16 protein-coding genes and 1 pseudogene are annotated in these 23362 nt (G+C 65.9%); 11 read left to right on the forward strand and 6 right to left on the reverse strand.

Annotated elements, in window-relative coordinates; translation table 11 throughout:
* Positions 1 to 52 precede the first annotated feature (52 nt).
* Both AC5P99_RS14930 and AC5P99_RS14935 read right to left on the reverse strand, forming a co-directional pair.
* Entirely contained in the window at positions 53 to 499 is a 447-nt protein-coding gene (locus AC5P99_RS14930; protein WP_080353112.1) for a Rap1a/Tai family immunity protein, read from the reverse strand.
* Between the two features lie 150 nt (positions 500 to 649).
* Entirely contained in the window at positions 650 to 1633 is a 984-nt protein-coding gene (locus AC5P99_RS14935; RefSeq protein WP_005413481.1) for a LacI family DNA-binding transcriptional regulator, read from the reverse strand.
* Between the two features lie 155 nt (positions 1634 to 1788).
* Between AC5P99_RS14935 and ptsP the strand changes: the two genes are divergently transcribed.
* The 4 genes and pseudogenes from ptsP to AC5P99_RS14955 all read left to right on the forward strand — a co-directional run bounded on the left by ptsP (position 1789) and on the right by AC5P99_RS14955 (position 8378).
* Entirely contained in the window at positions 1789 to 4299 is a 2511-nt protein-coding gene (gene ptsP, locus AC5P99_RS14940) for a phosphoenolpyruvate--protein phosphotransferase (RefSeq protein WP_164255470.1), read from the forward strand.
* The gene (locus AC5P99_RS14945; protein WP_149501111.1) at positions 4296 to 5252 is read left to right on the forward strand and encodes a 1-phosphofructokinase family hexose kinase; all 957 of its coding nucleotides are present in this window, start codon (positions 4296 to 4298) and stop codon (positions 5250 to 5252) included. Before ptsP ends, AC5P99_RS14945 begins: the two co-directional genes overlap by 4 nt.
* Before the next feature lie 85 nt (positions 5253 to 5337).
* Positions 5338 to 7041, forward strand: coding sequence for a PTS fructose transporter subunit IIC (locus AC5P99_RS14950; RefSeq protein ID WP_495213287.1), 1704 nt, complete (start codon positions 5338 to 5340; stop codon positions 7039 to 7041).
* Positions 7042 to 7123: 82 nt separating this feature from the next.
* Positions 7124 to 8378: pseudogene (locus AC5P99_RS14955) on the forward strand (carbohydrate porin).
* Positions 8379 to 8420: 42 nt separating this feature from the next.
* Here AC5P99_RS14955 and AC5P99_RS14960 read toward each other — a convergent pair.
* On the reverse strand, positions 8421 to 9350 hold the full coding sequence (locus tag AC5P99_RS14960; protein WP_099605189.1) for an aromatic alcohol reductase: 930 nt from the start codon (positions 9348 to 9350) through the stop codon (positions 8421 to 8423).
* 143 nt (positions 9351 to 9493) lie between these two features.
* Between AC5P99_RS14960 and AC5P99_RS14965 the strand changes: the two genes are divergently transcribed.
* Together AC5P99_RS14965 and AC5P99_RS14970 are read left to right on the forward strand one after the other, a co-directional pair.
* Positions 9494 to 9859 carry a winged helix-turn-helix transcriptional regulator gene (locus tag AC5P99_RS14965; protein WP_232622059.1) on the forward strand — a complete coding sequence of 122 codons (366 nt, stop codon included), beginning with the start codon at positions 9494 to 9496 and terminating at the stop codon, positions 9857 to 9859.
* A 49-nt stretch (positions 9860 to 9908) separates the two neighbouring features.
* Entirely contained in the window at positions 9909 to 10508 is a 600-nt protein-coding gene (locus AC5P99_RS14970) for a fasciclin domain-containing protein (protein ID WP_012480305.1), read from the forward strand.
* An 84-nt stretch (positions 10509 to 10592) separates the two neighbouring features.
* On the opposite strand, the gene AC5P99_RS14975 is transcribed toward AC5P99_RS14970, so the two are convergent.
* The gene (locus AC5P99_RS14975) at positions 10593 to 11792 is read right to left on the reverse strand and encodes a serine hydrolase domain-containing protein (RefSeq protein ID WP_169448560.1); all 1200 of its coding nucleotides are present in this window, start codon (positions 11790 to 11792) and stop codon (positions 10593 to 10595) included.
* 145 nt (positions 11793 to 11937) lie between these two features.
* On the opposite strand from AC5P99_RS14975, the gene AC5P99_RS14980 reads away from it, so the two are divergent.
* The 3 genes from AC5P99_RS14980 to AC5P99_RS14990 all read left to right on the forward strand — a co-directional run bounded on the left by AC5P99_RS14980 (position 11938) and on the right by AC5P99_RS14990 (position 16451).
* Entirely contained in the window at positions 11938 to 12120 is a 183-nt protein-coding gene (locus tag AC5P99_RS14980; RefSeq protein WP_495213288.1) for a hypothetical protein, read from the forward strand.
* Positions 12121 to 12209: 89 nt separating this feature from the next.
* Positions 12210 to 14876: a TonB-dependent receptor gene (locus AC5P99_RS14985; protein ID WP_108269845.1), complete on the forward strand. Its 2667-nt coding sequence runs from the start codon at positions 12210 to 12212 to the stop codon at positions 14874 to 14876.
* A gap of 66 nt (positions 14877 to 14942) precedes the next feature.
* Positions 14943 to 16451: an MFS transporter gene (locus AC5P99_RS14990; RefSeq protein WP_254919439.1), complete on the forward strand. Its 1509-nt coding sequence runs from the start codon at positions 14943 to 14945 to the stop codon at positions 16449 to 16451.
* A gap of 66 nt (positions 16452 to 16517) precedes the next feature.
* Here AC5P99_RS14990 and AC5P99_RS14995 read toward each other — a convergent pair whose 3' ends face one another.
* Entirely contained in the window at positions 16518 to 17564 is a 1047-nt protein-coding gene (locus AC5P99_RS14995) for a LacI family DNA-binding transcriptional regulator (protein ID WP_495213289.1), read from the reverse strand.
* A 216-nt stretch (positions 17565 to 17780) separates the two neighbouring features.
* Between AC5P99_RS14995 and AC5P99_RS15000 the strand changes: the two genes are divergently transcribed.
* Together AC5P99_RS15000 and AC5P99_RS15005 are read left to right on the forward strand one after the other, a co-directional pair.
* A complete protein-coding gene (locus tag AC5P99_RS15000; protein WP_149501114.1) occupies positions 17781 to 20357 on the forward strand; it encodes a glycoside hydrolase family 3 protein in 2577 nt (858 codons plus the stop codon).
* Between the two features lie 162 nt (positions 20358 to 20519).
* A complete protein-coding gene (locus AC5P99_RS15005) occupies positions 20520 to 21797 on the forward strand; it encodes an arsenic transporter (RefSeq protein WP_088436499.1) in 1278 nt (425 codons plus the stop codon).
* 25 nt (positions 21798 to 21822) lie between these two features.
* On the opposite strand, the gene AC5P99_RS15010 is transcribed toward AC5P99_RS15005, so the two are convergent.
* Positions 21823 to 23256 carry an OprO/OprP family phosphate-selective porin gene (locus tag AC5P99_RS15010; RefSeq protein WP_495213290.1) on the reverse strand — a complete coding sequence of 478 codons (1434 nt, stop codon included), beginning with the start codon at positions 23254 to 23256 and terminating at the stop codon, positions 21823 to 21825.
* Between the last annotated feature and the right edge of the window lie 106 nt (positions 23257 to 23362).

Genomic DNA, 23362 nt, shown 5'->3' on the forward strand with positions numbered 1-23362 from the left:
TGTCGCGAGGGTGTAGGACGTTCGCGTCCTCACGCGTTGGGCGCGGCCTGTCCTATTCGTCTTTGCCGGGCTCGGCACTGCCACCCCGTGACGCGCCGCCACCACAGGGAAATGCGGTCCGCAGCGCTTCGGCAACCAGTGAAGACGCGCCCTGCTGCAATCGCTCGCGGGGCAACTGCCGGAGATGGGAAGACACACGGTCGACCAGCTCATGCGGAAGAATCCTGCCTTGGCCACACCACTGGCCGTGGCTGGCATCGGCAACGCCCTGGATGTAGGCGCTGGCGCGAGCGCTGGACAGGTTCCGGCACTGCTCGCCGTCGCAGAAGCCATCAGCGCCTTTGCCCTGCAGCAGGGTGATGAGTTCGGCTCCACTGACAAGCCAGGTGCGTGCCGGTTGCGTTGTTCCGGCGAGGGCGGATCCTGCCAGGGCGCAGAGGCCAAGTGCGAGGAGCCGACGCGTGAGGCGGCGCGCCTCGGGTTCGTGATGTCCATTCATGTCGGGGTCCTTGGCGCGTTCCTGTGGGATGCACACAGCGTGGGTCAAAGTCGATCAAGCTGGTTGTGGACAGATGGCTTTTAACAGACAGCGGTTGGCCCGCCAACACCCGGGCGGCATTCCCAGGCTTCGCCACGATCGGGCGCCGAGCTATCGCGCTGCCGTCGACCCTCTGACCACGCACCGGCCCGTCATTACGAGTCGGCGTACCGGCAGCTCCGGCGTGCGCAGGCGCTCAAGCAGCAGCGACATCGCGGCCCGCCCCATCTCCTCAACCGGTTGCTCGATCACGGTGATGCCCGGCTCGACCAGCTCGGTCCAGCGTTCGTTGTCGAAGCCGGCCAGTGCCAACGCCTCTGGAATCGCCAGCCCGGCGCCGCGGGCGGCTTTCAATGCTCCCATCAACAGCAGGCTGTTGCTGGTGACCAGTGCTTCGGGGCGGGATGGCGTGGCGAGCCACTGATCGACCGTCGCGATGGCGGCTTCGGCCGTGGGTTCAACCTCACGGTAGTCCGGCTGCAACCCATGCGTGCGCATCGCAGCGAGATAACCGTCACGTCGCTCGGCCGCGGTGGTACTGGTGCTGCCGAACAGTCCGCCGATACGCCGATAGCCGCGCTCCACCAGATGCTCGACCAGGCCTGCCATCGCTGCCGGATTGTCGAGTACCACGCTGTCGATCGGACCGCCGGGCGCGGCACGGTCCACCAGCACCGTCGGATAGTCCAGCGTGAGCCGCTCGAGCCGGCCCACCGTGGTCCGGGTCGGCGCGAAGATCAGGCCGCTGATGCGCTCTTCGTGCATCAATTGCAGATACAGCGCCTCCCGCTCGGGGTCCTCGTCGGTGTTGCAGAGGGTGACCCGAAGACCTTCGCGATAGGCCACCTCTTCCACGGCGCGGATCAGCGCCGTGAAGAACGGGTTGCGGATATCCGCCACGATCAAGCCGATGATGCCGGTGTGCCGGGAGCGCAGCCGTCTTGCCTGCAGGTTGGGTCGATAGCCGGTCTGGCGGATCGCCAGCTCGACCCTGCCGCGCACGTCCTCGCTGACCGGACCGCCCCCGAGCACCCGTGACACCGTGGATTTGGACACCCCCGCCACACGTGCGACGTCGTTGATGCTGATGCTCATTGGAAACGTTCCCGGAAACGTGGGCTGTTCATGGCCGGATGGCTGTTCAGGACAATGCTAACGCCAAAGGACTATTGGCTTTTTGTGCAGTGCACATTGAAATGTGCATTGGGAACGTTCCCAATACGCCCCAGCCATCCCTCCCGGAGCCCGCTTTGTCGCCCCTGACCTCCCCTTCCCCCGTCAGCCGGGAACTGATCCGCCTGGATGCGCGGGCACAGGACAAGACCGATGCCATCGCCCAGGTGGCCCAGATGCTGGTCGCTGCCGGCTGCGTGGCGCCGGGCTACCAGGCCAGCATGGGACGCCGCGAAGCGCTGGCGAACACCTTCCTCGGCCATGGCGTGGCGATCCCGCACGGGCTCGGCGAGGACCGCCACCTGGTGCGCCGCGACGGCATTGCGGTGCTGCAGTTGCCGGAAGGCGTGGAATGGAACCCCGGCCAGGTCACCCGCCTGGTGGTTGGCATTGCCGCCCAGTCCGATACCCACATCACCCTGCTGCGCAGGCTGACCCGCCTGATCCAGGACGAGGCCGCGCTGCAGCGGTTGTTCACTACCTCCGATGCAAGCGAAATCGTCAATGCGCTGGCCAGCGACGTCGCAGTCTCTGCCACTCACGTCCCAGTGGCGGACCTGGCCGAGCGTTTCGACTGGACCATTGCTTACCCCAGCGGACTGCACGCGCGCCCGGCCACGCGCTGGGCCGAGACGGCGCGGAGTTTCACGGCCCGCGCCCAGGTGCGCGCGGGCGATCAGGCGGCCGATGTCAAGAGTCTGGTGGCGCTGCTGCAGCTCGGGCTTCGCGAGGGCGATGCCGTGCGTGTTTCTGCCGAAGGCGCCGATGCCCCCGCACTGCTGGCTGCACTACGCAAGACCATGGACGGGCTGGTCGCGCAGGAAAAGGCCGATGCGGAGCGTGCAGCGCAGCGAAGGACGGCGCCGGTCGCGGGCTGGAATCCGCCCGAAGCGCAGGCAGCGATCGTCGGCATCGGCGCCAGCCCCGGGCTGGCCATCGGTCCGCTGCATGTACTGGCCAGCGCGCAGGCCGATGTTGCCGATCGCCCTGCCCCGCTTGGCGAGGGCGGCGCGCGCCTGCAGGATGCACTCAGTCGTACCCGCCAGCAGCTGGCCGCGCTGCAGGACGACACCCAGCGCCGCCTTGGCGCCTCGGATGCGGCGATCTTCAGGGCGCAGGCTGCGCTGCTTGACGACACCGACCTGATTACCCGTACCTGCCAGCTGATGGTTGAAGGTCATGGCGTCGCGTGGTCCTGGCACCAGGCCATCGAGCAGATCGCCTCCGGGCTGGCGGCGCTGGGCAATCCGGTGCTGGCCGGGCGCGCTGCCGACCTGCGCGATGTGGGTCGGCGCGTACTGGCGCAGCTTGACCCCTCTGCGGCCGGTGGCGGCCTGGCAGATCTACCGGCGCAACCGTGCATCCTGCTTGCCGCCGACCTGTCGCCCTCGGATACTGCCAACCTTGACACCACCCGCGTGCTCGGCCTCGCCACCGCACAGGGCGGCCCCACGTCGCACACTGCGATCCTCTCGCGCACGCTCGGCCTGCCGGCGCTGGTTGCCGGTGGCGCCGAACTGCTGGCGATCCAGGCCGGCCGCGAAGCGATCATCGACGGCAGCAGCGGGCGGCTCTACCTGTCCCCTTCCGAGGCCGATCTTGCTTCGGCACGTGCCTGGATCGCCGAGCAGCAGCAGATCCGCGCGCGCGAAGCCGCACAACGCGCGCAGCCGGCGCAGACCACCGACGGCCATCGCATCGACATCGGCGCCAACGTGAACCTGCCTGAGCAGGTGCCATTGGCGCTGGAACAGGGCGCGGAAGGTGTCGGCCTGATGCGCACCGAATTCCTGTTCCTCGAACGCGGCAGCACGCCCAGCGAGGAGGAGCAGTACGCAACCTACATGGCGATGGCCAAAGCGTTGGAAGGCCGTCCGTTGATCGTGCGTGCGCTCGATATCGGTGGCGACAAGCAGGTCGCCCACCTGGAGCTGCCGCACGAGGAGAACCCGTTCCTCGGCGTGCGCGGCGCGCGCCTGCTGCTGCGCCGCCCGGATCTGCTTGAACCGCAGCTGCGTGCGCTGTACCGCGCAGCCAAGGACGGTGCACGCCTGTCCATCATGTTCCCGATGATCACCTCGGTGCCCGAGCTGGTCGCACTGCGTGCCATCTGCGAGCGCCTGCGCACCGAACTCGAGGCACCCGACGTGCCGATCGGCATCATGATCGAAGTACCGGCCGCGGCCGCCCAGAGCGATGTGCTGGCGCGCCACGCCGACTTCTTCTCGATCGGCACCAACGACCTGACCCAGTACGTGCTGGCGATCGATCGCCAGAACCCGGAGCTGGCCGCAGAGGCCGACAGCCTGCATCCGGCCGTGCTGCGCGCGATCCGCACCACGGTGGACGGCGCACGCACGCAGGGGCGCTGGGTGGGTGTCTGCGGCGGCCTGGCCGGCGATCCGTTCGGCGCGATGCTGCTGGCAGGGCTGGGCGTGGACGAACTGTCGATGACCCCGAACGACATCCCGTCCGTGAAGGCACGCCTGCGTGGCAGCGCGCTGGCCGATCTGCAAACGCTGGCTGCGACGGCGCTGGACTGCGAAACCGCCGAGCAGGTGCGGGCCCTCGACGGAGCCCGCGCATGAACGCCCGCGCCGTCACCGTTACCTTGAACCCGGCGATCGACCAGACCGTGCGGCTGGCCAGCCTGCGGCCGGGCCATGTGCACCGCGCCCGCAGCAGCCGCGACGATGCGGGTGGCAAGGGCATCAACGTGGCCGCCTGCCTGGCCGACTGGGGCGTGCCGACCACCGCGCTGGGCGTGCTCGGTGGCGGCAACGACGGTGTGTTCGGCGCGCTCTTCTCCACGCGCGGCATCGTGGATGGTTGCCTGCGTATCCCCGGCTGCACCCGCACCAACATCAAGCTGGTTGACGAGGACAACGGCGAAACCACCGACATCAACCTGCACGGCCTGGCCCTCGACGATACCGCTCTGGACGCAGTGTCGCGGAGGCTTGGCGCCTTGCTGCTGCCGGGCCTTCCGGTGGTGCTGTCCGGCAGCCTGCCGTCTGGACTGCCGTCCGATGCATGGGCGCGACTGCAGGCGCAGGTCGTCGCCGCCGGTGCGCGCGTGTTGCTGGACACCAGCGGCGACGCACTTGTGGCTGCATTGAGTGACACCGCCGGTGCGCTGCCCTACGCGGTCAAGCCCAACCGCCACGAACTGGAGGCCTGGACCGGCACCCCGCTGCCGGACCGCAGCGCCCTGCGCGTCACTGGCCAGGCCTTGGTCGAACGTGGCGTTGCGCTCGTAGCGATCTCGATGGGCACCGACGGCGCGCTGTTCATTGATCGCAGCGGCGCCCTGGTCGCTCGACCACCGCGACTGGCCCAGGGCAGCACGGTCGGTGCGGGCGACGCGATGGTGGCCGGCATCGCTGCCGCCTTGCTGGAGCCTTCCATCGATCTGGACGGCTGCGCGCGGCTGGCGACCGCGTTCTCGATGAGCCGGCTGCAAAGCGGTGACGCACGACGGCTGGACCCGGCGCAGGTACGCGGTTGGACCGGCGATGTACTGATCGAGCGGTTGGATTGACCCCCCTGCCGGGAGCACGGCGGCGGCTTCAGGCTGACCGCAGCGCTTTCGGCAAGCACGAGCCCGAAGAATTCCAGGAGTTTCCATGCACGCTTTCACCGTAGTCATCGCCGCCGGCGAACGCAGCATCGAGGCGGTTCTTGCCGCCGAAGCGCTGCGCCGCGCCGCCCGCCAGCGCGGGCTCGAGCTGATGATCGAGATCCGCAGCGACCAGGGCGTGACCGGCGCGCTGTCTGCCTCGAACGCCGCCGCCGCGACGCACCTGCTGCTGGTGGGTGACGGTGAGGCGGACATCGCGCGCTTCGCCAATGCCGGGATCGTGCATGCCAGCCTGGGCGAGGTACTGGACGACCCGGTTGCGGCGCTCGCACCGCTCGTGGCCGCGGTGTCGGGCAACGCCGGCACGCATGCGGGCAAGCGCATCGTCGCCGTCACCTCCTGCCCCACCGGCATCGCCCACACCTTCATGGCGGCGGAGGGCCTGCAACAGGCCGCCAAGGCACTGGGCCATGCAATCCGGGTCGAAACCCAGGGCTCGGTGGGCGCGCAGGACGCGTTGAGTGACGAGGAAATCGCTGCCTCCGACCTCGTCCTGATCGCCGCAGACCGCGAAGTCGATCTGTCGCGCTTCGCCGGCAAGCGCCTGTTCAAGAGTGGCACCAAGCCGGCGATCAACGATGGGCAGAACCTGATCCGCAAGGCGCTGGCCGAGGCCGGCGTGCAGGGAGGTAGCGCGACTCCGGGCCGCACGGCCGAAAAAACCAGGGCCACCGGCCCCTACAAGCACCTGATGACCGGCGTGTCGTTCATGCTGCCGTTCGTCACTGCCGGTGGCCTGCTGATCGCACTGGCGTTCGCACTCGGCGGCATCTATGCCTTCGATGACGCGCACAAGGGCACGCTGGCGTGGTCGCTGTTCCAGATCGGCGCCAAGTCCGGCTTCATGTTGATGGTGCCGGCGCTCGCCGGTTACATCGCCTACTCCATCGCCGACCGGCCCGGCATTGCGCCCGGCATGATCGGCGGACTGGTAGCAGTGAACATGGATGCTGGCTTCATCGGCGGCATCCTCGCTGGCTTCATTGCAGGTTATGGCGTGCACTGGATCAACCGTGCGCTGCGCCTGCCGCGCAGCCTGGAAGGGCTCAAGCCGGTGCTGATCCTGCCAGTGCTGGGCACACTGCTGGTCGGCCTGTTGATGATGTACGTGATCGGTACGCCGGTCGCCGGGCTGCTGGCGTGGCTGACCGACTGGCTGCGCGGCATGCAGGGCGGCAGCGCGATCCTGCTTGGCCTGCTGCTGGGCGGAATGATGGCGGTGGACATGGGCGGGCCGGTCAACAAGGCGTCCTACGCGTTCTCTACTGCATTGATTTCCAGCCAGGTCTACACGCCGATGGCGGCGACGATGATCGGCGGCATGACGCCGCCGCTGGGTATTGCACTGGCGACATGGCTGTTCAGCAACCGCTTCACCGCCGAGGAGCGCGGCACGGCCGGTGCCGCCGGCGTGCTTGGCCTCAGTTTCGTGACCGAAGGCGCGATCCCCTACGCCGCGCGTGACCCGCTGCGCACCATTCCGGCACTCATTCTGGGTTCTGCGGTGGCGGGTGCGATCTCGATGGCTGCTGGCGTCGAGCTGAAGGTGCCGCACGGTGGTGTGTTCGTGCTGCCGATCCCGAATGCGGTCACTCATCTCGGCATCTACCTGCTGGCATTGCTGGCTGGCGTGGCCGTCACCGCAGTCGCGCTGCGCATCCTCAAGAAGCCGGTGACGGCCGCGGCCTGATCCCCCTGCCCTCACGGTCCTTTTGCGGTCCCTGCGCGCGTAGGGGCTCAACGACCTACGCCCTGCACACGGAGCCCCGCCCATGACCTCCCCTTCCCGCCGCCTGCTGCCGACAGCGATCCTGCTGGTCCTGCCGTCGCTGGCCGCAGCCGCCGACGCGAGCGATGTCCTCATCCCCAAGCTTGCCTACACCGGCGAAGCCGCCGCCACGCTCGACGGCGGCAAGCGCAGCGGTACGGCGTATGCCGGCCAGCTGATGCTCGGTGCCGACGTGGACCTGGACGCCGCGTTTGGCTGGAGAGGTGCGACGATCAAGGCGTACGGCATCAACCGCCACGGCACCAATCTCGCCAACAGCAGCACGGGCAACAGCACCTCGGTGCAGGAAATCTACGGTGGCCAGGGCACGCGCCTGGCCAACCTGACGCTGGAGCAGAAACTGCTCGACGACCGGCTGGTGCTGGAAGCCGGGCGCAGCGTCGCCAACATCCATCATCTTGGTTCGGAGCTGTGCCAGTACTTCCAGGGCAACTCGGCCTGCGGCAACCCGACCTATGTGTTTCGTACCAGCAACTTCACCTGGTGGCCGGTATCGAGCTGGATGGCCGATGCCACGGTCTGGGTGACGCCGGATGTCTATGTTCGCGTCGGCGCGTACCAGGTCGACCCGAGCCAGGCCGAGGACGGCCAGCACGGCCTGAAATGGAGTACGAACCAGGCCACCGGGTGGATCGTGCCGTACACGATCGGCTGGCGCAGCCCGGCATCGGCGCGCTTGAAGGCCCGCTATGAACTGGGTGGCTGGCAGGACAACTCGACCTATCGCGACCCGCTGCGCGATGCCAATGGCATGCCGGCGCTGCGCAGTGGCCAGGAGTACGCGACACGCCACGGTCGTTCCGGTGCGTTCGCCCGCTTCGAACAGCAGCTTACCGGCGATGGCAATGGTCGTGGCCTGACCCTTTTCGGCGCTGCGCTCAAGGGTACCTCCGGGCAGTTGATCGAGGATCACTTCCTGCAGGCCGGGCTTGTGCAGAAAGGTACGTTCGCCAGCCGGCCGCAGGACAGCATCGCCTTTGTCGTGACCCAGCAGAAGTACAGCAGCATCGCACTGGAAAACCTGCGCCTTGCCCGTGCCGCAGCGGGTGGCAGCGGTACCCCCGCACGGGAGCCAGGTGATGATGGAGCTGAGCTATGGCATCCAGGTCACCCCGCAGCTTCGGGTCGCGCCGAACCTGCACTACATCGTGCATCCGGACCAGTTCAACGAACCCGCACGCCAGCATGATCTGCCGAATGCGCTGATCGCCGGCCTGCGGGTCGATTGGAGTCTGTAGGAGAATCCGTTTTCGTCCACGCGATTGCCGCTCAACGGCTCATCAAGTCTCGAAGTGGGCTTTCAGCCAGTCGTCGACACCCTCCAGTTTCACGCCAATGCTGGCATTGAACGTCCCGTCCAGGCTCCAGGAGACGCCCCTGCCCTGGGCGAAGGCAGCACGGTACTTCCTGATCATGTTTGATGGGTCACTGGCAAGCTCCTCCATCAGCTGGGGAACGCTCCACACGATCAGCTTGAAGGGAACACCGAACTTTTCCTCAAGGATGGCGGGCAGCTGCTCATAACGGACCGTGTCTCCCGCAAGATAGACGATCTCGTTTCGAAGGGGGGGCGAGTGGAAGACAATCTGTGCAGTCATTGCACCGATGTCCTCTGGTGTGGTCAGCGTAACCGCATTGGAGGCTGTGCCAAGTGCATTGACCTTTCTGCCGGGAAGATCGATGACGCCAAACTCCGGCTCGAAGAGGTAGCTGGTGAACATGCCGGTGGAAATGACCACCCAGTCCATTTCGGCCTGTGAGCGGAGATAGTCGCGTACATCCAGCTGGGCGTCGAAAAGATCCTGTGGCCCGCCGCGTCCGATGGCGTCAAAGTCGACCCCGAATTGCCAAGGGAAGTACCTGGTAATGCCCGACTTCACGGCGGCGCGCGCTACCTTCATGGGAGTGTCGCGGCCAGCGGCGTAGCCGGTGCAGCCGATGACCGTGTCATAACCGGAAAATAGATCAGCCAGCTCATCGACCGTGGCAGTGACCAGGTCGCCAGGAACGAGGGCCACTCCCAGCGAGCGGATCTGGTCAATGACCGTACGCTTGTCCGGTAGTGTGGATTCCATCGACGCAGGCCTCAGCATCACGCTGATGCTTGCGTCATGCACGACCGCGAGCCGGGCCAGGTTGCGGATGACGGGCATTCCGAGTTCGCCGGCACCCAGGACCAGGATTGAGCGGGAAGCAATCGGGGGAGACATTGAAACCACCATCTGTGTGTACGATGGCGGCGATTCTGCGCCCCTCCCTCGTTGCCACGTAAGAAGGCACACCGATGATACCGACCGCACCGTTCATGAGTTCCGATGAGCTTCTGCGACATTCACAATCGATATGCGACGGCATGAGCGCGGACGACGACGGTCTGCGCCGCGAGGTACTCGCGCATGCCGGCAGCCGCTGGTCGCTGGGCATCATTCACGCCCTGGGGGTCTACGGAACACTGCGTCACGCCGATGTGGCGCGGCGGATGAAAGGAGTCACGCAGCGTATGCTGACGCGTACCCTGCGTCAGCTTGAAAGGGACGGACTGATCCATAGGCAGGATTTCCGTGAGGTTCCGCCGCGCGTGGAGTACACCATCACTCCGCTGGGCAGGGAGCTGCTGGTTCTTATGATCCCGATGTGGACCTGGGTAGTGGGACACGCCGAGGAATTCCGCCGCTGCAGGGAGAATTTCGACACGCATCACGGCCCTCCCCCTGACTGACCCGGCCTGCATCCGGTGCATCCAGGCGCTCCCGCCAGCCGTATGTAGGATGCCCGCGCTGTGCGGGCATCCTATCGAGGAACGCACCGTGAACGCTCTTCAGCGCATCGCCGCCGCAGTCAGCTTCGCCGTACTCGTCTCAGCCGCTTCCGCCAGCTTCGCCGCAGATCCGGTAATGGTTGGCGGGGCCGAGATGTATCCGACCAGGACCATCGTTGAAAACGCCGTGAACTCCAGGGATCACACCACGCTGGTGGCAGCGGTCAAGGCCGCAGGCCTGGTCGAGACCCTCAATGGCGCCGGTCCCTTTACCGTCTTTGCGCCCACCAATGCCGCCTTCAACAAGCTTCCAGCAGGCACGGTCGATACACTGGTGAAGCCTGAAAACAAGGCGCAGCTCACCCGGATCCTCACCTACCACGTGGTCCCAGGACGGTTCAGTTCCGCCCAGCTCCTGGCCGATGCCAGGAAGCACGGTGGAAAAGCCACGCTGAAGACAGTGCAAGGCGAGCCGCTTACCGTGGCGCTCCACGACGGCAAGCTGTGGGTGATCGACGCCAAGGGTGGCAAAGCAGGCATCAGCATCGCCGACGTCAACCAATCCAACGGCGTCATCCACGTTGTCGATACCGTGCTGATGCCGAAGTAGTGGCGCGCCCTGCCAGACCCTGCCACTCCGGCCAGCAGCATGAAGCAGTGGACGAGGATCCGGGCGCAGGCCCGGCTCCTCCGTTCACTGAAGCGCCTGGGCCAGCGTGAGTACATCCGCCGGGAATGTCGCGTAGTCATCCAGTGGCGCGCGATGGCTGTCGCGTCGGTGGATGAGGCGCACGGCAACCACGCGCTGCTGCGGAACGATGACCAGGTGCTGGCCCAGGTAACCGTTGGCGGCGTAGGCAACGGTGGGGCCGCGTTGGATGTCGAACATGTCGGACAGCTTGAGTCCACGACCGGTGATCTCGCTGCCATAGTGCTGCGGCCAGTCCGCCCCAAGTCGCTCGGCCACGTACGCAATCAATGCACTCTTGCTGTCGAATACCCTGCCCCCGGTGGCCAGCAATGCCTGCTGGACCGGAGCGCTGACCCCATGCTGCGCCAGGAAGCCGGCCATCTGGCCTTTCAGCTCATAACGCTCCCATGCTGGAATGCGCCACCACAGAAGACCAACATCCGGGGAGCGGGCACTTGCTCCAGTCAGCAGCGCCACCGACCGCTCGCTCAGCACGCGCGTACCCGCCGGGGTCACGCCGCCATCAAGCAGCAGCTGCCCGATCTTCGCCAGATCGCGGGCACTCAGCGACAATCCGGCCATGCCCAAGGGGGTGCCCGCACCGTCCTTCAACCAGGTATATCGGGCAATGCCCAGCGGTTTGAACAGGCGCTTCTCAAGGTAGGCATCCATCGGTTCCCCTGCCAGACGCTCGACGATGCCGGGCAGCAGATTGGTAGCCTTGTTGTTGTAGGAGAACGTGGTACCCGGATCGCTGCTCAGCTCTGCCGCCAGTGCGAGCTTGACCAGGTCCGGCGCCGCTTCCAGCTCTTCCCCCGCGTTGGCCACGTTCTGCAGACCAGAGGTATGGTCCAGCAGCATGCGTACCGTAATGTCCCTTTTCCGCCCCTGCTTCCACTCCGCGAAGATGTTGCTTACCGGCTCGTCGACCGAGGCCAGCTTTCCGTCGTCCAGCAGGAGCATGACGGCCAGCGCCACCACCGACTTGGTGGCAGACATGAGGTGAACCGGCTCCTCGCCAGTCTCTGGCTGTGGCTCCAGCAGTGCTTTTCCATCCTTCCAGACAAGCACCGCGTCGGAATGCGCGGCACGGGCGTTGCGTTCGATCGTCGCGACGGCGTCGGCCGTGGTGGTCGTGCTGGCCAGTGCAGGGAGGGCCAGCATCAAGGCCGCGAAGCCGGACAACCATCGTGCAGTTTTCATGGGCATCTCTTCCGGTGAATGCCTGTCCACATTGCCTACAGCTGTAGTCACGACCGAGTGCCTGAAGTCATGCCCGGCCACATGACAGCATCAGCACCACGCCCCCTGCATGGCCCCGTAGTCCGCCAGCGGATACGCGAAGCCGATGGCCCTTCCTGCGGACCCGCTTTCTGATGGTTCCGATCCGGCCGTTGCAGTCGCAGGAAAGGGGCAAGGCCGCTCGATTTTGTTTCGCATTGCAGCAAATGCGGCGTGCCAAGCAGCACTGCTGATCGCTCAACTGTCTGATTTCCCGGGCTTATGGTCATCCATCATTCATTCTGATTGACAGCGTTGTCAGGTCGCGCTTACAAGAGCCCACGTCCGGCGCGTCGCGCGGGAACGTCCAGACATCACTTATGGGGAGAGAGGGACCCTATGACCGGCCATTTCAGGAAGAGCACACTCGCACAGGCAGTACTTGCCACCATCGTCACCGCCACTGCAGCGCTGCCCGTCGCAGCGCAATCAGCCAAGGAAAGCAGCTCGACCGCCACCAGCGAGGCACGGGAGGCCTCAACCCTGGACGCCGTCATCGTCACTGTCGAACGCCGGGAACAGGACCTGCAGAAATATGCAGGTACTGCCCAGGCAATTTCCGCGGACGATACGCGTGCGCTGGGCATCAACAATGAGCTGCGCAACATCCAGGCCCTGGTGCCGGGCATGAGCATGGCCAACCAGGAAGGCAACCTGGAGATCTTCATCCGCGGCGTGGGCTCTTCGAACAACACCGAACTGGGTGATCCGGGCGCCGCGCCCCACATCAACGGGGCCTACATTGCACGACCGCGCGGTCTGGGCGGCATGTTCTACGATGTCGAGCGGGTGGAAATCAACAAGGGCCCGCAGGGCACGCTGCGCGGCCGCAATGCGCTGGCCGGCACGCTGAACATCATCACCAAGCGCCCCGACCTGGAAGCGTTCGGTGGGTATGTTCAGGCCGAGGCCGGCAATCGTGACCATCGCGGTGGCGAGTTCGCCCTGAATCTCCCGATCGGTGGTGGCGCGGCCTTCCGCGTGGCTGGCTACAAGGTGGAGAAGGACTCGCCGTTCAAGAATGCGGGGCGCGCGCAGGACCTGGAACCGGCTGGCGTGCAGGACGACCGGGGCGCTCGACTGTCGTTCCTCTACCAGCCGGATGACAAGCTGTCGATCTTCGCCATGGCCGACATCGGCAAGGAAGGCGGCACGGGCTATCCCGGCGCCAACGTCTACACCGCCGCCAGGGCCGGCTACCTGCCGGACGATGTCGACCTGCGGAAGATCATCTACCGTGGCGCGCAGGGCAAGCTCGACAGCACCAACTGGGGGGCGCAGACCAGCATTTCCTACGACTTCGGCAAGGTGGCGGTGGAGTACAACGGCAGCTACCGCAACGTGGACTACCGCCAGACCAATGCGCAGAGCGAAGGCATCCTCTGGCCGGGCCGCAACATCGATCCGGTATCGCCCAGCAACCCCGGTGGCATCGATTACGACAACTACTCCACCCAGTACTGGCTGACCGAGTCGGAGTCGCAGGTACATGAGCTGCGGTTCACCTCCGACCAGGACGAGCGGCTGCGCTGGACCACCGGCCTGTTCCACTTCAACGAGGACCAGCGGGTGGGCTACCTTTCGCTGGTGGACAAAGGGCGCTGGTATTCGGGCACTGAATTCACCATGCCCAAGGTCAATGGCAAGTCTTCCGCCGTTTTCGCCGATGGCACGTTCGACGTCAACGATCGCCTGCGCCTGAAGGGCGGCCTGCGCTACTCCGAGGAGAAGAAGTCGCGTTATGGCATCGGCGGCAACTGGTCGCTGGGCCTGCCTGGCCAGGGCGGGGACTTTGCCACGCGCCTCGGCACGCCCGGCTTCGAGCCCGCGTTCATGAGCCGTCCGAACTTTGATGTCAGCAACATCACCTCGCAGGCGGAGATGGCCCGCTTCCTGCTGCAGGGCGTGCTGCGACACGGTCGCAACGACACCTTGCTGCAGCAGATCGGCGCGGTGCCCGATGGCGGCCCATTTGGTTGCGTGGACCGCCCCGACATCGGTGGCGATACCGTCGATTGCCCGTACCAGAGCTGGGCCCAGGTCAGCGCGATTCCGGCCCAGCAGTTCGGCAAGAGCAAGTTCAGCTTTACCGACTGGCGCGCGGGTTTCGAGTACGACGTGAGCGACGACAGCCTGCTGTACGGCCTGGTGTCGACCGGCCACAAGGCGGGCGGCTTCAACGACACGTTTGATCCGAAGGAGATTCCCGAGACCTTCAAGCCCGAATCGATCATTGCCTACGAAATCGGCAGCAAGAACTCCTTCCAGATGCTGGGTCGCACCTCGACCTTCAACGTCAGCGGGTTCTATTACGACTACAGCGACCAGGTGTTCCAGGACCTGGCGGTGATCGCCACCAACCCGACCACCGGTGAAGCCACCGGCTATGCGCTGGTCAACCGCAACGTCGGCAAGTCCGCTGTGTACGGCCTGGAGGCGGAGAGCACCTTGCGATTCCCGCACAACTTCATGGTCAACATCAATGCACTCTGGATGGACAGTGAGATCAAGCGCGGCACCGTCGCCGATGTCCGCAGCCAGAACTACGACGCCGGTGGTGCCACTTCGTTGATCGACCTGTCCGGCAATGAACTGCCGCTGGCCTCGAAGCTCACCTTCAACGTGCGCCTGCAGCATACGACCGAGCTGCGCTTTGGCACCTTCGACTGGCAGTTGCTGGCCTCGTACCGCTCGGCCTTCTATCTCACCCAGTACAACAACCGGGACGTAGAGTTCATCCGACAGGATCCGGCCACTGGTGAGCTGGTCCATGACCGTACCGAAAGTGCCGCTGCGGCCGGCTTCCCTGACCGCCAGAAGGGCGAGACCACCTTGAACGCGGGCATTGGCTTCACCTCACTGAGCGGCAACTGGCGGGTGGAAGCCTGGGGCAACAATCTGCTGGGCAACGACGTCTCGCAGAAGGCGCTGGTGGGTTCCGGCATCAACGTCCGCTTCCTGAACGATCCGCGCAGCTACGGCCTGCGCCTGCGTTACCAGTTCTGAGCAACGCAGCCTTGAAGGAGGGCCGGTTTCGCCGGCCCTCCGTGCGCAATCACCACGTCCCGCCCTGTGCGACAACGCACGGGGCGTCGCCCTGCCCGCGATGACACGAGAATCATGAAACACACAACCCGCTGGTCGCAGTTCGGTGTACTCATCACCGTCTTCTTCTTCTGGGGCTTCGTTGCCGCAAGCAACGGCATCCTCATTCCGGTGTTCAAGAAGGCGTTCCATCTCAGCCAGGCGCAGAGCATGTACGTGGCGATGGCTTTCTACGTTGCCTACACCGCCGGTTCGCTGATCTACATCGCCGTCTCCCGCGCCATCGGCAGCGACCTGCTGCACAGGGTGGGCTACCGCAACGGCATCTGCCTTGGCCTGCTGGTCTCGGCACTGGGTGCCCTGCTCTTCTATCCCGCGGCCAACACCGGCTCGTTTGCACTGATGCTGTCCGGCCTGTTCATCGTTGGCCTGGGCTTCTCGCTCCAGCAGATCGCAGCCAATACGCTGGCGGTGATCATGGGTGATCCGGCCACTGGATCGCAGCGCCTGACCATGGCCGGCGGTGTCAACAACCTGGGCGCGACGGTAGGCCCACTGCTGGTGAGCATTGCCATCTTTGGCAGCGTGTCAGCGGGCAACACAGAGGCGAGCATCGAGAGCGTAAAGATCCCATACCTGGTGCTGGGCGCCGCCTTCGTACTGGTAGCCGTGCTGCTGCGGTTCTCGAGCGTGCCCAATCATGTCGAGCTGTCCGCGACGGTCCCCGCAGGTGCAACCGGGGCAGATCACCAGACAGATCGCAGATCTGCGCTCGCTTACCCGCAGCTGGTCATGGGCATGATCGCGATCTTCCTTTACGTCGGCGTGGAGGTATCGACCATCGACAATCTTCCAGCCTACCTTGAGCAGCCCTTGAGCAAGGGCGGACTGGGGCTGGAAACCTCGGTGATCGCCCCGTTCGTGTCGTTGTACTGGGCCAGCCTGATGATCGGCCGCTGGGGTGGTGCCGCAGGCGCGTTCGATGTGCGCGCAGGCACCCGGAAGCTGTTGATGCTGGTGTTGCCGTTCGTCGCGTTCGCCATCTACCTTGCCGTCAACGCGATCTCTGGCCACAACTCCGCACAGTTCCTCCACTACGCGCCGGTGATCGTCCTGATGATCATTGCAACCCTGGCCAGCAGGGGCAATCCGTCGCGCATGCTGCTGTACTTTGCCGTGTGTGGCATTGCGGCGCAGCTGGTCGGCATGTTCACCACCGGCATGACCAGTGTGATCGCCTTCATCAGTGTCGGGCTGTTCTGCAGCACGATGTGGCCCTGCATCTTTACCCTGGCCATCAGCGGCCTGGGCCGCCACACCAACCAGGCAAGCAGCCTGCTGATCATGATGATCATGGGCGGCGGCATCGTCAGTTGGGCGCAGGGCGCACTGGCCGACAAGGTCGGCGTGCACTACAGCTTCATCATTGGCGTGCTGTGTTTCTGCTATCTGGCGTTCTACGCCTGGGCGGCTGGCCGTACACTTCGTTGCCAGGGTGTTGACCTGGAGCGATTGGCAACCGAAGCGGGCCACTGAGCTGAACCGCGCCCCTGCCCTGCCAGCGCGGCGTCCCGATCGCGCCGGCAGGCCGTTGGACCGCGTTCAATCGTGACGGAGCGGCCCCGTGGATCGCCGGACCTGCAGGGCGTAGTCAATATCGACCACGCCACCGCTGCCGAGCTCGCGCACTTCCTTGATCAGCTCCATGGCCGCCCGCCGGCCCATCTCTCGGGTGGGCTGGCAGACCGTGGTCAACGCCGGATAGATCTGGCGGGCGATCGGCGTGTCATCGAAACCACAGACCGAGATGTCGCCCGGCACTGAAAGGCCGTGCTCGAACACCGCACAGATGACGCCTGCCGCCATATCATCGTTGGCAGCGAAGATGGCGGTCGGCCGATCAGGCCGATCAAGCAGTGCGTTGGCGCCGATGTAGCCGGATTCGTATGAGAACTCACCTTCCAGCACCAGGCTGGGGTCGTAGCGCAGGCCTGCCCTGCGCAGGCCTTCGCGATAGCCTGCCAGGCGCCACATGCTTGCGCCATGCGCGGCGTGTCCCTTGATATGGGCGATGCGGGTATGGCCCAGCGAGGCCAGGTGTGCGATCAGCGCCACCACCGCGCCGATTTCATCCACGACGACGCCCACGTTCCGGTTCTGTTCCTTCGCCGAAATGCTGGAGTACGGAATGCCCAGGTCGACCAGGCGTTCCAGCAGGGCCGTGTCGTCGGTCAGGGGCGGCGTCAGCACCACGCCGTCGAGCTGCGACTGCATGATCAATGACTCGACCTTTTCCACGATATCGGCCGCGTCGTAGATCAGCGGAGCGAGCATCAGGTTGTAGTGCTGTTCCATGCAGGCATCCAGCACCCCCATCTCGATCTCCATCAGATAGTTCGAGGACGGATTATCGAAGAGCATCGCGATGAGGTAGGAACGCCGGCCGGCGAGGACCCGTGCCGAGGGCAAGGGGCGGTAGCGCAGCTTTTCCACTGCCGCGTCCACCCGGGCGCGGGTGCTCTTGGAGACGTTCGGCTCGTTGTTGAGCACCCGCGAGACGGTCTTCATCGAGACCCCGGCCGTTGCCGCGACATCCTCGATCCGCACGCGTCCCGGCCTGCCTGCGAGCACCTGCTCAGGTCCCGGCATCCCCCGCCCTCTGCCCGTCATAGCCTCACCATCTCTACCGAAATCCTGCACCACGGAATGTGGATGCAGATGCAACTTTATCCTCAAAACCCATGCCGCTGTGCAGCAAGCATTCGTTCCACCGGCTGGGTATGCTCGGTTCCGACTGACAACGCTGTCAGGTTGCTTTCTGGTCGCCGAGCCCACCCAAGCCACCCTTCCGAGATGATTGTTCCGATGAACGTCCGTCATTCCGATCGTGCGAAGCGCAACCCCGTTCTACGTCCTCACCGCCTGCTGCTGGCTGCATCGCTTGCCATGGCGCTGGTGCCTGCGACCGGTGCGGCCCCTGCCCCGGTGAACGACGCAGGTACCATCACTCCCGCGCACTGGCCCAAGGCAACCTGGCCACTGGCCAACGATCCGGCCATGGAACGACGCATCGACGCGCTGATCGCATCAATGACGCTGGAAGAAAAGGTCGGCCAGATCGTGCAGGGCGATATCGCCAGCATCACGCCCGACGACGTGCGCAGATATCGATTGGGTTCAATACTGGCGGGCGGCGCATCCGACCCAGGTGGCCGCTACAACGCAAAACCCGCCGAATGGCTTGCGCTGGCCGACGCGTTCTGGGAAGCCTCGATGGACACGCGCAACGGTGGCAAGGCCATTCCCATCGTCTGGGGCATTGATGCGATGCATGGCCAGAGCAACGTGGTGGGTGCCACTCTGTTCCCGCACAACATCGGCCTGGGCGCAGCGCGCAACCCGGAACTGCTGCGCGAGATCGCAAGGATCACCGCGGCCGAAACCCGTGTGACCGGCATGGAATGGACCTTCGCGCCGACCGTGGCCGTTCCGCAGGACGACCGCTGGGGGCGCACGTACGAAGGCTACTCGGAAGATCCGGCATTGGTGGCCAGCTATGCAGGGGCCTTCGTCGAAGGCCTGCAGGGCAAGGCCGGCGCGGCCGACTTCCTCGACGACCACCACGTGATGACCACGGTCAAGCATTTTCTCGGCGATGGCGGCACGGGCAACGGCAAGGACCAGGGCAACACCACGGTCAGCGAGGCAGAACTGCGCGACATCCATGCCGCCGGATACCTGCCGGCGATCAATGCGGGCGCGCAGTCGGTGATGGCGTCCTTCAACAGCTTCCATGGCGAGAAGATGCATGGGCACAGGCCGTTGTTGACCGATGTGCTGAAGGGCCGGATGGGTTTCGGCGGCTTCGTGGTCGGTGACTGGAACGGCCATGGCCAGATCAAGGGCTGCAGCAACACCGACTGCGCCAGGACCTACGTGGCGGGCCTGGACATGGCGATGGCACCGGACAGCTGGAAGGGGATGTATGAAAGCACGCTGGCCCACGTGAAGGACGGCAGCCTGCCGGAGGCGCGGCTGGACGATGCCGTTCGCCGCATTCTGCGGGCGAAGATGCGCATGGGCCTGTTCGACAAACCCAAGCCGTCCGAGCGCGCATTGGGCGGCAGATTCGAGCTGCTCGGGGCGCCGGCGCATCGCCAGGTGGCGCGGCAGGCCGTGCGTGAATCGCTGGTGCTGCTCAAGAACCAGAACCAGCTGCTGCCACTCCGGCCGAAACAACGGGTGCTGGTTGCGGGCGATGCCGCGAACGACATGAGCCGTCAGGCGGGCGGCTGGACGCTCAGCTGGCAGGGCGATGGCACGCGTCGGGAGGACTTCCCGAATGCTGAAACGATCTGGGAAGGCCTGGAGGCACAGGTCAGGTCGGGCGGCGGCCAGGCCGAACTGGCGGTCGATGGCCGTTATCGCAACCGGCCCGATGTGGCCATCGTGGTGTTCGGCGAAGATCCGTATGCCGAATTCCAGGGCGACTTGCCCAACCTGATGTTCAAGAACGGCAAGTCCGGAGACCTGGAGCTGATGCGACGCCTGAAGGCAGACGGCATTCCGGTCGTGGGGGTGTTCCTGAGCGGGCGCCCGTTGTGGCTGAACCGCGAAATCAACGCCGCCGATGCCTTCGTGGCCGCGTGGCTGCCGGGATCGGAAGGTGGGGGCGTGGCCGATGTGCTGCTGCGTGGGGCCGATGGGCGCGTGCAACACGACTTCCGCGGAAAGCTGAGCTACTCCTGGCCACGCCGCGCTAACCAGTACCAGAACAACGTGGGGCAGAAGGACTACGATCCGCAGTTCGCTTTCGGATACGGCCTGACCTATGCCGACAAGGGAAATCTGCCTGCGCTTTCCGAGGACCCGGGCATTGATCCGGACGCCGCCGGTAGCGGTACCCTGTTCGATCGTGGTGTGGCCGGCACCGGCCTGATGCTTCGCCTGACTGCCGCCAATGGCGAATCGACCGATGTCGTGCATCCCAATGCAACGACTGCCGACCAGTCACTGGCGATGGTCGCAATCAACACCGATGTGCAGGAGGGCGCACGCCGGTTCAGTTTCCGGGCGCCGGCCACGGTGGCGTTGCAGGCCAATACTCCGCTGGACTGGTCGCGCGAGACCAACGGCGAGCTGTCCTTGGTAGCGACCATGCGTGTCGAACAGCTCCCGGCGGAATCCGCAGTGACACTCGGTACCGCCTGCGGGGCGGCGTGTGCTGCCGAGGTTGCGCTGGGCCCCGCGCTGTCGGCGGCGCCGCGCAATGAGTGGGTCAGGCTGGGCGTTCCCCTCAAGTGCCTGGCCAACGCCGGGGCGGACATGAGCCGCTTGAACGTGCCGTTTGCGCTGCGCGCCGGAAAGGGCACAACGCTTGCGATCACCTCGGTCGTACTGGGCACCGAGTTCGATCGCAAGGTGGAGTGTGCGTCGCAGTAGGCGCGGTGTTGAATGCCCTGGTGCGGCCGTCACGTAACGTGCCGCGCCAGGGCCTTTGCTGGGCAGCCGGCACGGTATGATGCCGCAACCCCGGCACTTGCACTGATCGCAGCGGGCGCCTGCACGCCGATCACATGCGCCGGAGAACCGGCGACGCGGTCGATGGACGGCACCGCGCACGCCCCCTACCCCATGCTCGCTTCCCATTCTTCCCTCATCATCTGGATGGCGGTGGCCGTTGCCACTGTCGGCCTGCTGTTCCGTCCGTTCCGTATCCCGGAGTATGTATGGGCGCTCGGTGCGGCCGCGCTGCTTCCGCTCAGCGGCACTGTGTCGTTCGGCACTACCTGGCACGCCGTCGCCGAGGGCCGCGATGTCTACCTGTTCCTGGTCGGCATGATGGTGCTGGCCGAGCTCGCACGCCGCGAAGGGCTGTTCGACTGGCTGGCGTTGTACGCGGTGCGGCACGCGGGCGGATCCGGGCGACGCCTGTTCGACCTGGTGTTCCTGGTCGGCACGCTGGTAACGGTGTTTCTTTCCAATGATGCGACAGCCGTGGTGCTGACGCCGGCGGTCTACGCGGCCTGCAAGGCGGCCCGGGCCAATCCCCTGCCGTACCTGTTTGTCTGTGCCTTCATCGCCAACGCGGCCAGCTTCGTGTTGCCCATCTCCAACCCGGCCAATCTCGTGGTGTACGGCCAGCACATGCCGCCGCTGCTGCAGTGGCTGGCGCAGTTCGCACTGCCCTCGCTGGCGGCGATCGGTGCGACCTATCTTGTGCTGCGCTGGGTGCACCGTCGCGAAATCGCACAGCCGCTGGTGGCCGCGCCGGCGCATCGCCCGTTGACCGACGGTGGCCGACTGAGCGCACTGGGCGTGCTGTTCACCGGCACGGTGCTGCTGGTTACGTCCGCCATGAACGGGCCGTTGGGCCTGACCACGTTCTGCGCGGGCACGCTAAGCGTGGTGGCAGTGGCGATCCGCCAGCGACGCAGCCCGCTGCCGCTGCTGCGCCACGTATCCTGGGGGGTGCTGCCGCTGGTGGCGGGGCTGTTCGTGCTGGTGGAAGCGGTAGCGCAGACCGGTGTCATCCAGAGTTCGGCCAGCGCGCTGCAGGCACTGGCGAAAACGTCGCCGCACCAGGCCAGCTGGCTGGCCGGCGGCGCCGCTGCACTGCTGGGCAACGTGGCCAACAATCTGCCGGTCGGCCTGGCGGCTGGTTCGTTGGGGCAGATGGCGGACCTGCCGGCGCAGACCCGTGCCGCATTGCTGGTCGGCGTGGATCTGGGCCCGAACCTGTCGGTGACCGGCTCGTTGGCCACGATGCTGTGGCTGATGGCGTTGCGTCGCGAAGGCGAGCATGTCAGCGCGCTCGACTTCCTGCGCGTGGGCGCGCTGGTGATGCCACCTGCACTCATCGCAGCGTTGTTGCTGCTGTGACCAGAGTGCGGGCGGCGCCCCTGCCCTAGAAGACCAGCTGCAGGCGGGTATTGAAGGTGGTGCCTTCATCCCTGCCCATTGCGCTGCCGTTGCGGTGAGGGGTCTGCCAACGGGAGGCTTCGAACATCACGCGACTGAAATCGTTGAGGTACCAGTTCGCGCCCAGGGTCCACGCGTTACCGGTACCGCCACTGGGCAGCTCGGCATAGTCCACGTCTTCATAGCGGCCCTTCAGCTCCCAGGCACCGCCGCCGCCGCGCGTCACCGGATCGGCGACCTTCACCTTCCCCCAGGTACCGGCCTTGCCCGAGTACGACGGCAGCGCGCCCGCCAGGAACCAGCCGGCAGAAATCGCCCACGCCGCGTGGTCGCGATCGTAGCGACCGCCGGCATCGGCCCCGCGCAGGCTTCGCGTACCCCACTCGCCCGTTGCCCACGCCGGGCCGAAGAAGCCGGCCAGTTCGGCACCGTAGGCGGTGCTGCGCTCGGCGCCCAGCAGTGTGCCCGGCGTGATCCTGACCAGATCGTTGAAATGCCCCGCGATGGCCGAACTGCGCACCACGCCGCTGGCCCCGGCGGGAATCTTCTCGTGGAACGCCCATGCGCCCAGATGCAACGTGGCGCCAGCGGTGTCCAGCGGATTCCAGTGCACGCGCGTGGCCCAGGTCTGGCTGTCGTTGTCGGTGCCGGCGTTGTTGAGATCGTTGCCGGCCACCGACAGGCTGGCGTGCCAGCCCTTTCCGTACACCCGCTCGGTCAGCCCGACACCGAACAGGCCGCGCTGCGGCAGCATCAACGTGCCGACCACGTTGCGTTCCTGGAACGGCGTGTTGGAGGTGCTGCTGGAGCCATCGATACCGCGATCGTTCAAGCGGTTGCCCATCGTGAGATCGGCCGGCAGGCCGAACAGGGTGTGGTCCAGCGTGGCGTAGACCGACTTCCAGGCCACCGCGTTGTCGGCGAAGTCACCCTCCACCACCCAGCCCAGTGTGCCGTAGCGTCCCTCGGCCCCCAGGCGCACCGAACGGACCTCGGTGCCCGAAACGTTGCGATCACCGACCGCCGAACCGTCCGTACTGGAGGCATCGACGAACAGGCGGCCGCGGGGACGGAACACCGTCGTGCCGTCTGCGCTGCTGAACTCCGGTGCGCCCTTGGCCCAGGAGACCTTGGGCTGCCTGGACTGGCCGGATTCCAGTGCGGCCACCCGCGTTTCCAGCGCGGGCGCGGGCGGCGCGGATGGTGCGGCCGCGGTGCCCTGCCCACCCTCGACGGCGCGTAGGCGCGCTTCCAACTGCTGGATCTGCAGCGCCTGCTGCTGCACCAGGCGTGACAGCTCGGCCTGGCTCAATGGCGCGGGCGGGGATGAAACAGACTGGGCGTCGGCGTGGCCAGTGGCCAACAGCAGGCCGAGCGCGACCGGCAGCGCTGCCAGCGGCAGCACGGTGGAAGGGTTCATGGACTCTCTCTCTCCGGCCAGCCGGCCCCCTGGCCCGGCGCTGGCCTGTTGCGGTGGTGCGGGGGAAGATCGGGGGAGGAAGCTCGCGCCGCCGGATCGGACCGGC

The sequence above is a fragment of the Stenotrophomonas sp. YJH_SMC_80 genome, assembly GCF_059372495.1.

Bases quoted from the DNA above. Each gene is read 5' to 3' on its own strand.
- AC5P99_RS14930 (WP_080353112.1), bottom strand. From the start codon at position 499: ATGAATGGACATCACGAACCCGAGGCGCGCCGCCTCACGCGTCGGCTC.
- AC5P99_RS14935 (WP_005413481.1), bottom strand. From the start codon at position 1,633: ATGAGCATCAGCATCAACGACGTCGCACGTGTGGCGGGGGTGTCCAAA.
- AC5P99_RS14945 (WP_149501111.1), top strand. From the start codon at position 4,296: ATGAACGCCCGCGCCGTCACCGTTACCTTGAACCCGGCGATCGACCAG.
- AC5P99_RS14950 (WP_495213287.1), top strand. From the start codon at position 5,338: ATGCACGCTTTCACCGTAGTCATCGCCGCCGGCGAACGCAGCATCGAG.
- AC5P99_RS14960 (WP_099605189.1), bottom strand. From the start codon at position 9,350: ATGTCTCCCCCGATTGCTTCCCGCTCAATCCTGGTCCTGGGTGCCGGC.
- AC5P99_RS14965 (WP_232622059.1), top strand. From the start codon at position 9,494: ATGAGCGCGGACGACGACGGTCTGCGCCGCGAGGTACTCGCGCATGCC.
- AC5P99_RS14970 (WP_012480305.1), top strand. From the start codon at position 9,909: ATGCCCGCGCTGTGCGGGCATCCTATCGAGGAACGCACCGTGAACGCT.
- AC5P99_RS14975 (WP_169448560.1), bottom strand. From the start codon at position 11,792: ATGAAAACTGCACGATGGTTGTCCGGCTTCGCGGCCTTGATGCTGGCC.
- AC5P99_RS14980 (WP_495213288.1), top strand. From the start codon at position 11,938: ATGGCCCTTCCTGCGGACCCGCTTTCTGATGGTTCCGATCCGGCCGTT.
- AC5P99_RS14985 (WP_108269845.1), top strand. From the start codon at position 12,210: ATGACCGGCCATTTCAGGAAGAGCACACTCGCACAGGCAGTACTTGCC.
- AC5P99_RS14995 (WP_495213289.1), bottom strand. From the start codon at position 17,564: ATGCCGGGACCTGAGCAGGTGCTCGCAGGCAGGCCGGGACGCGTGCGG.
- AC5P99_RS15000 (WP_149501114.1), top strand. From the start codon at position 17,781: ATGAACGTCCGTCATTCCGATCGTGCGAAGCGCAACCCCGTTCTACGT.
- AC5P99_RS15005 (WP_088436499.1), top strand. From the start codon at position 20,520: ATGGACGGCACCGCGCACGCCCCCTACCCCATGCTCGCTTCCCATTCT.
- AC5P99_RS15010 (WP_495213290.1), bottom strand. From the start codon at position 23,256: ATGAACCCTTCCACCGTGCTGCCGCTGGCAGCGCTGCCGGTCGCGCTC.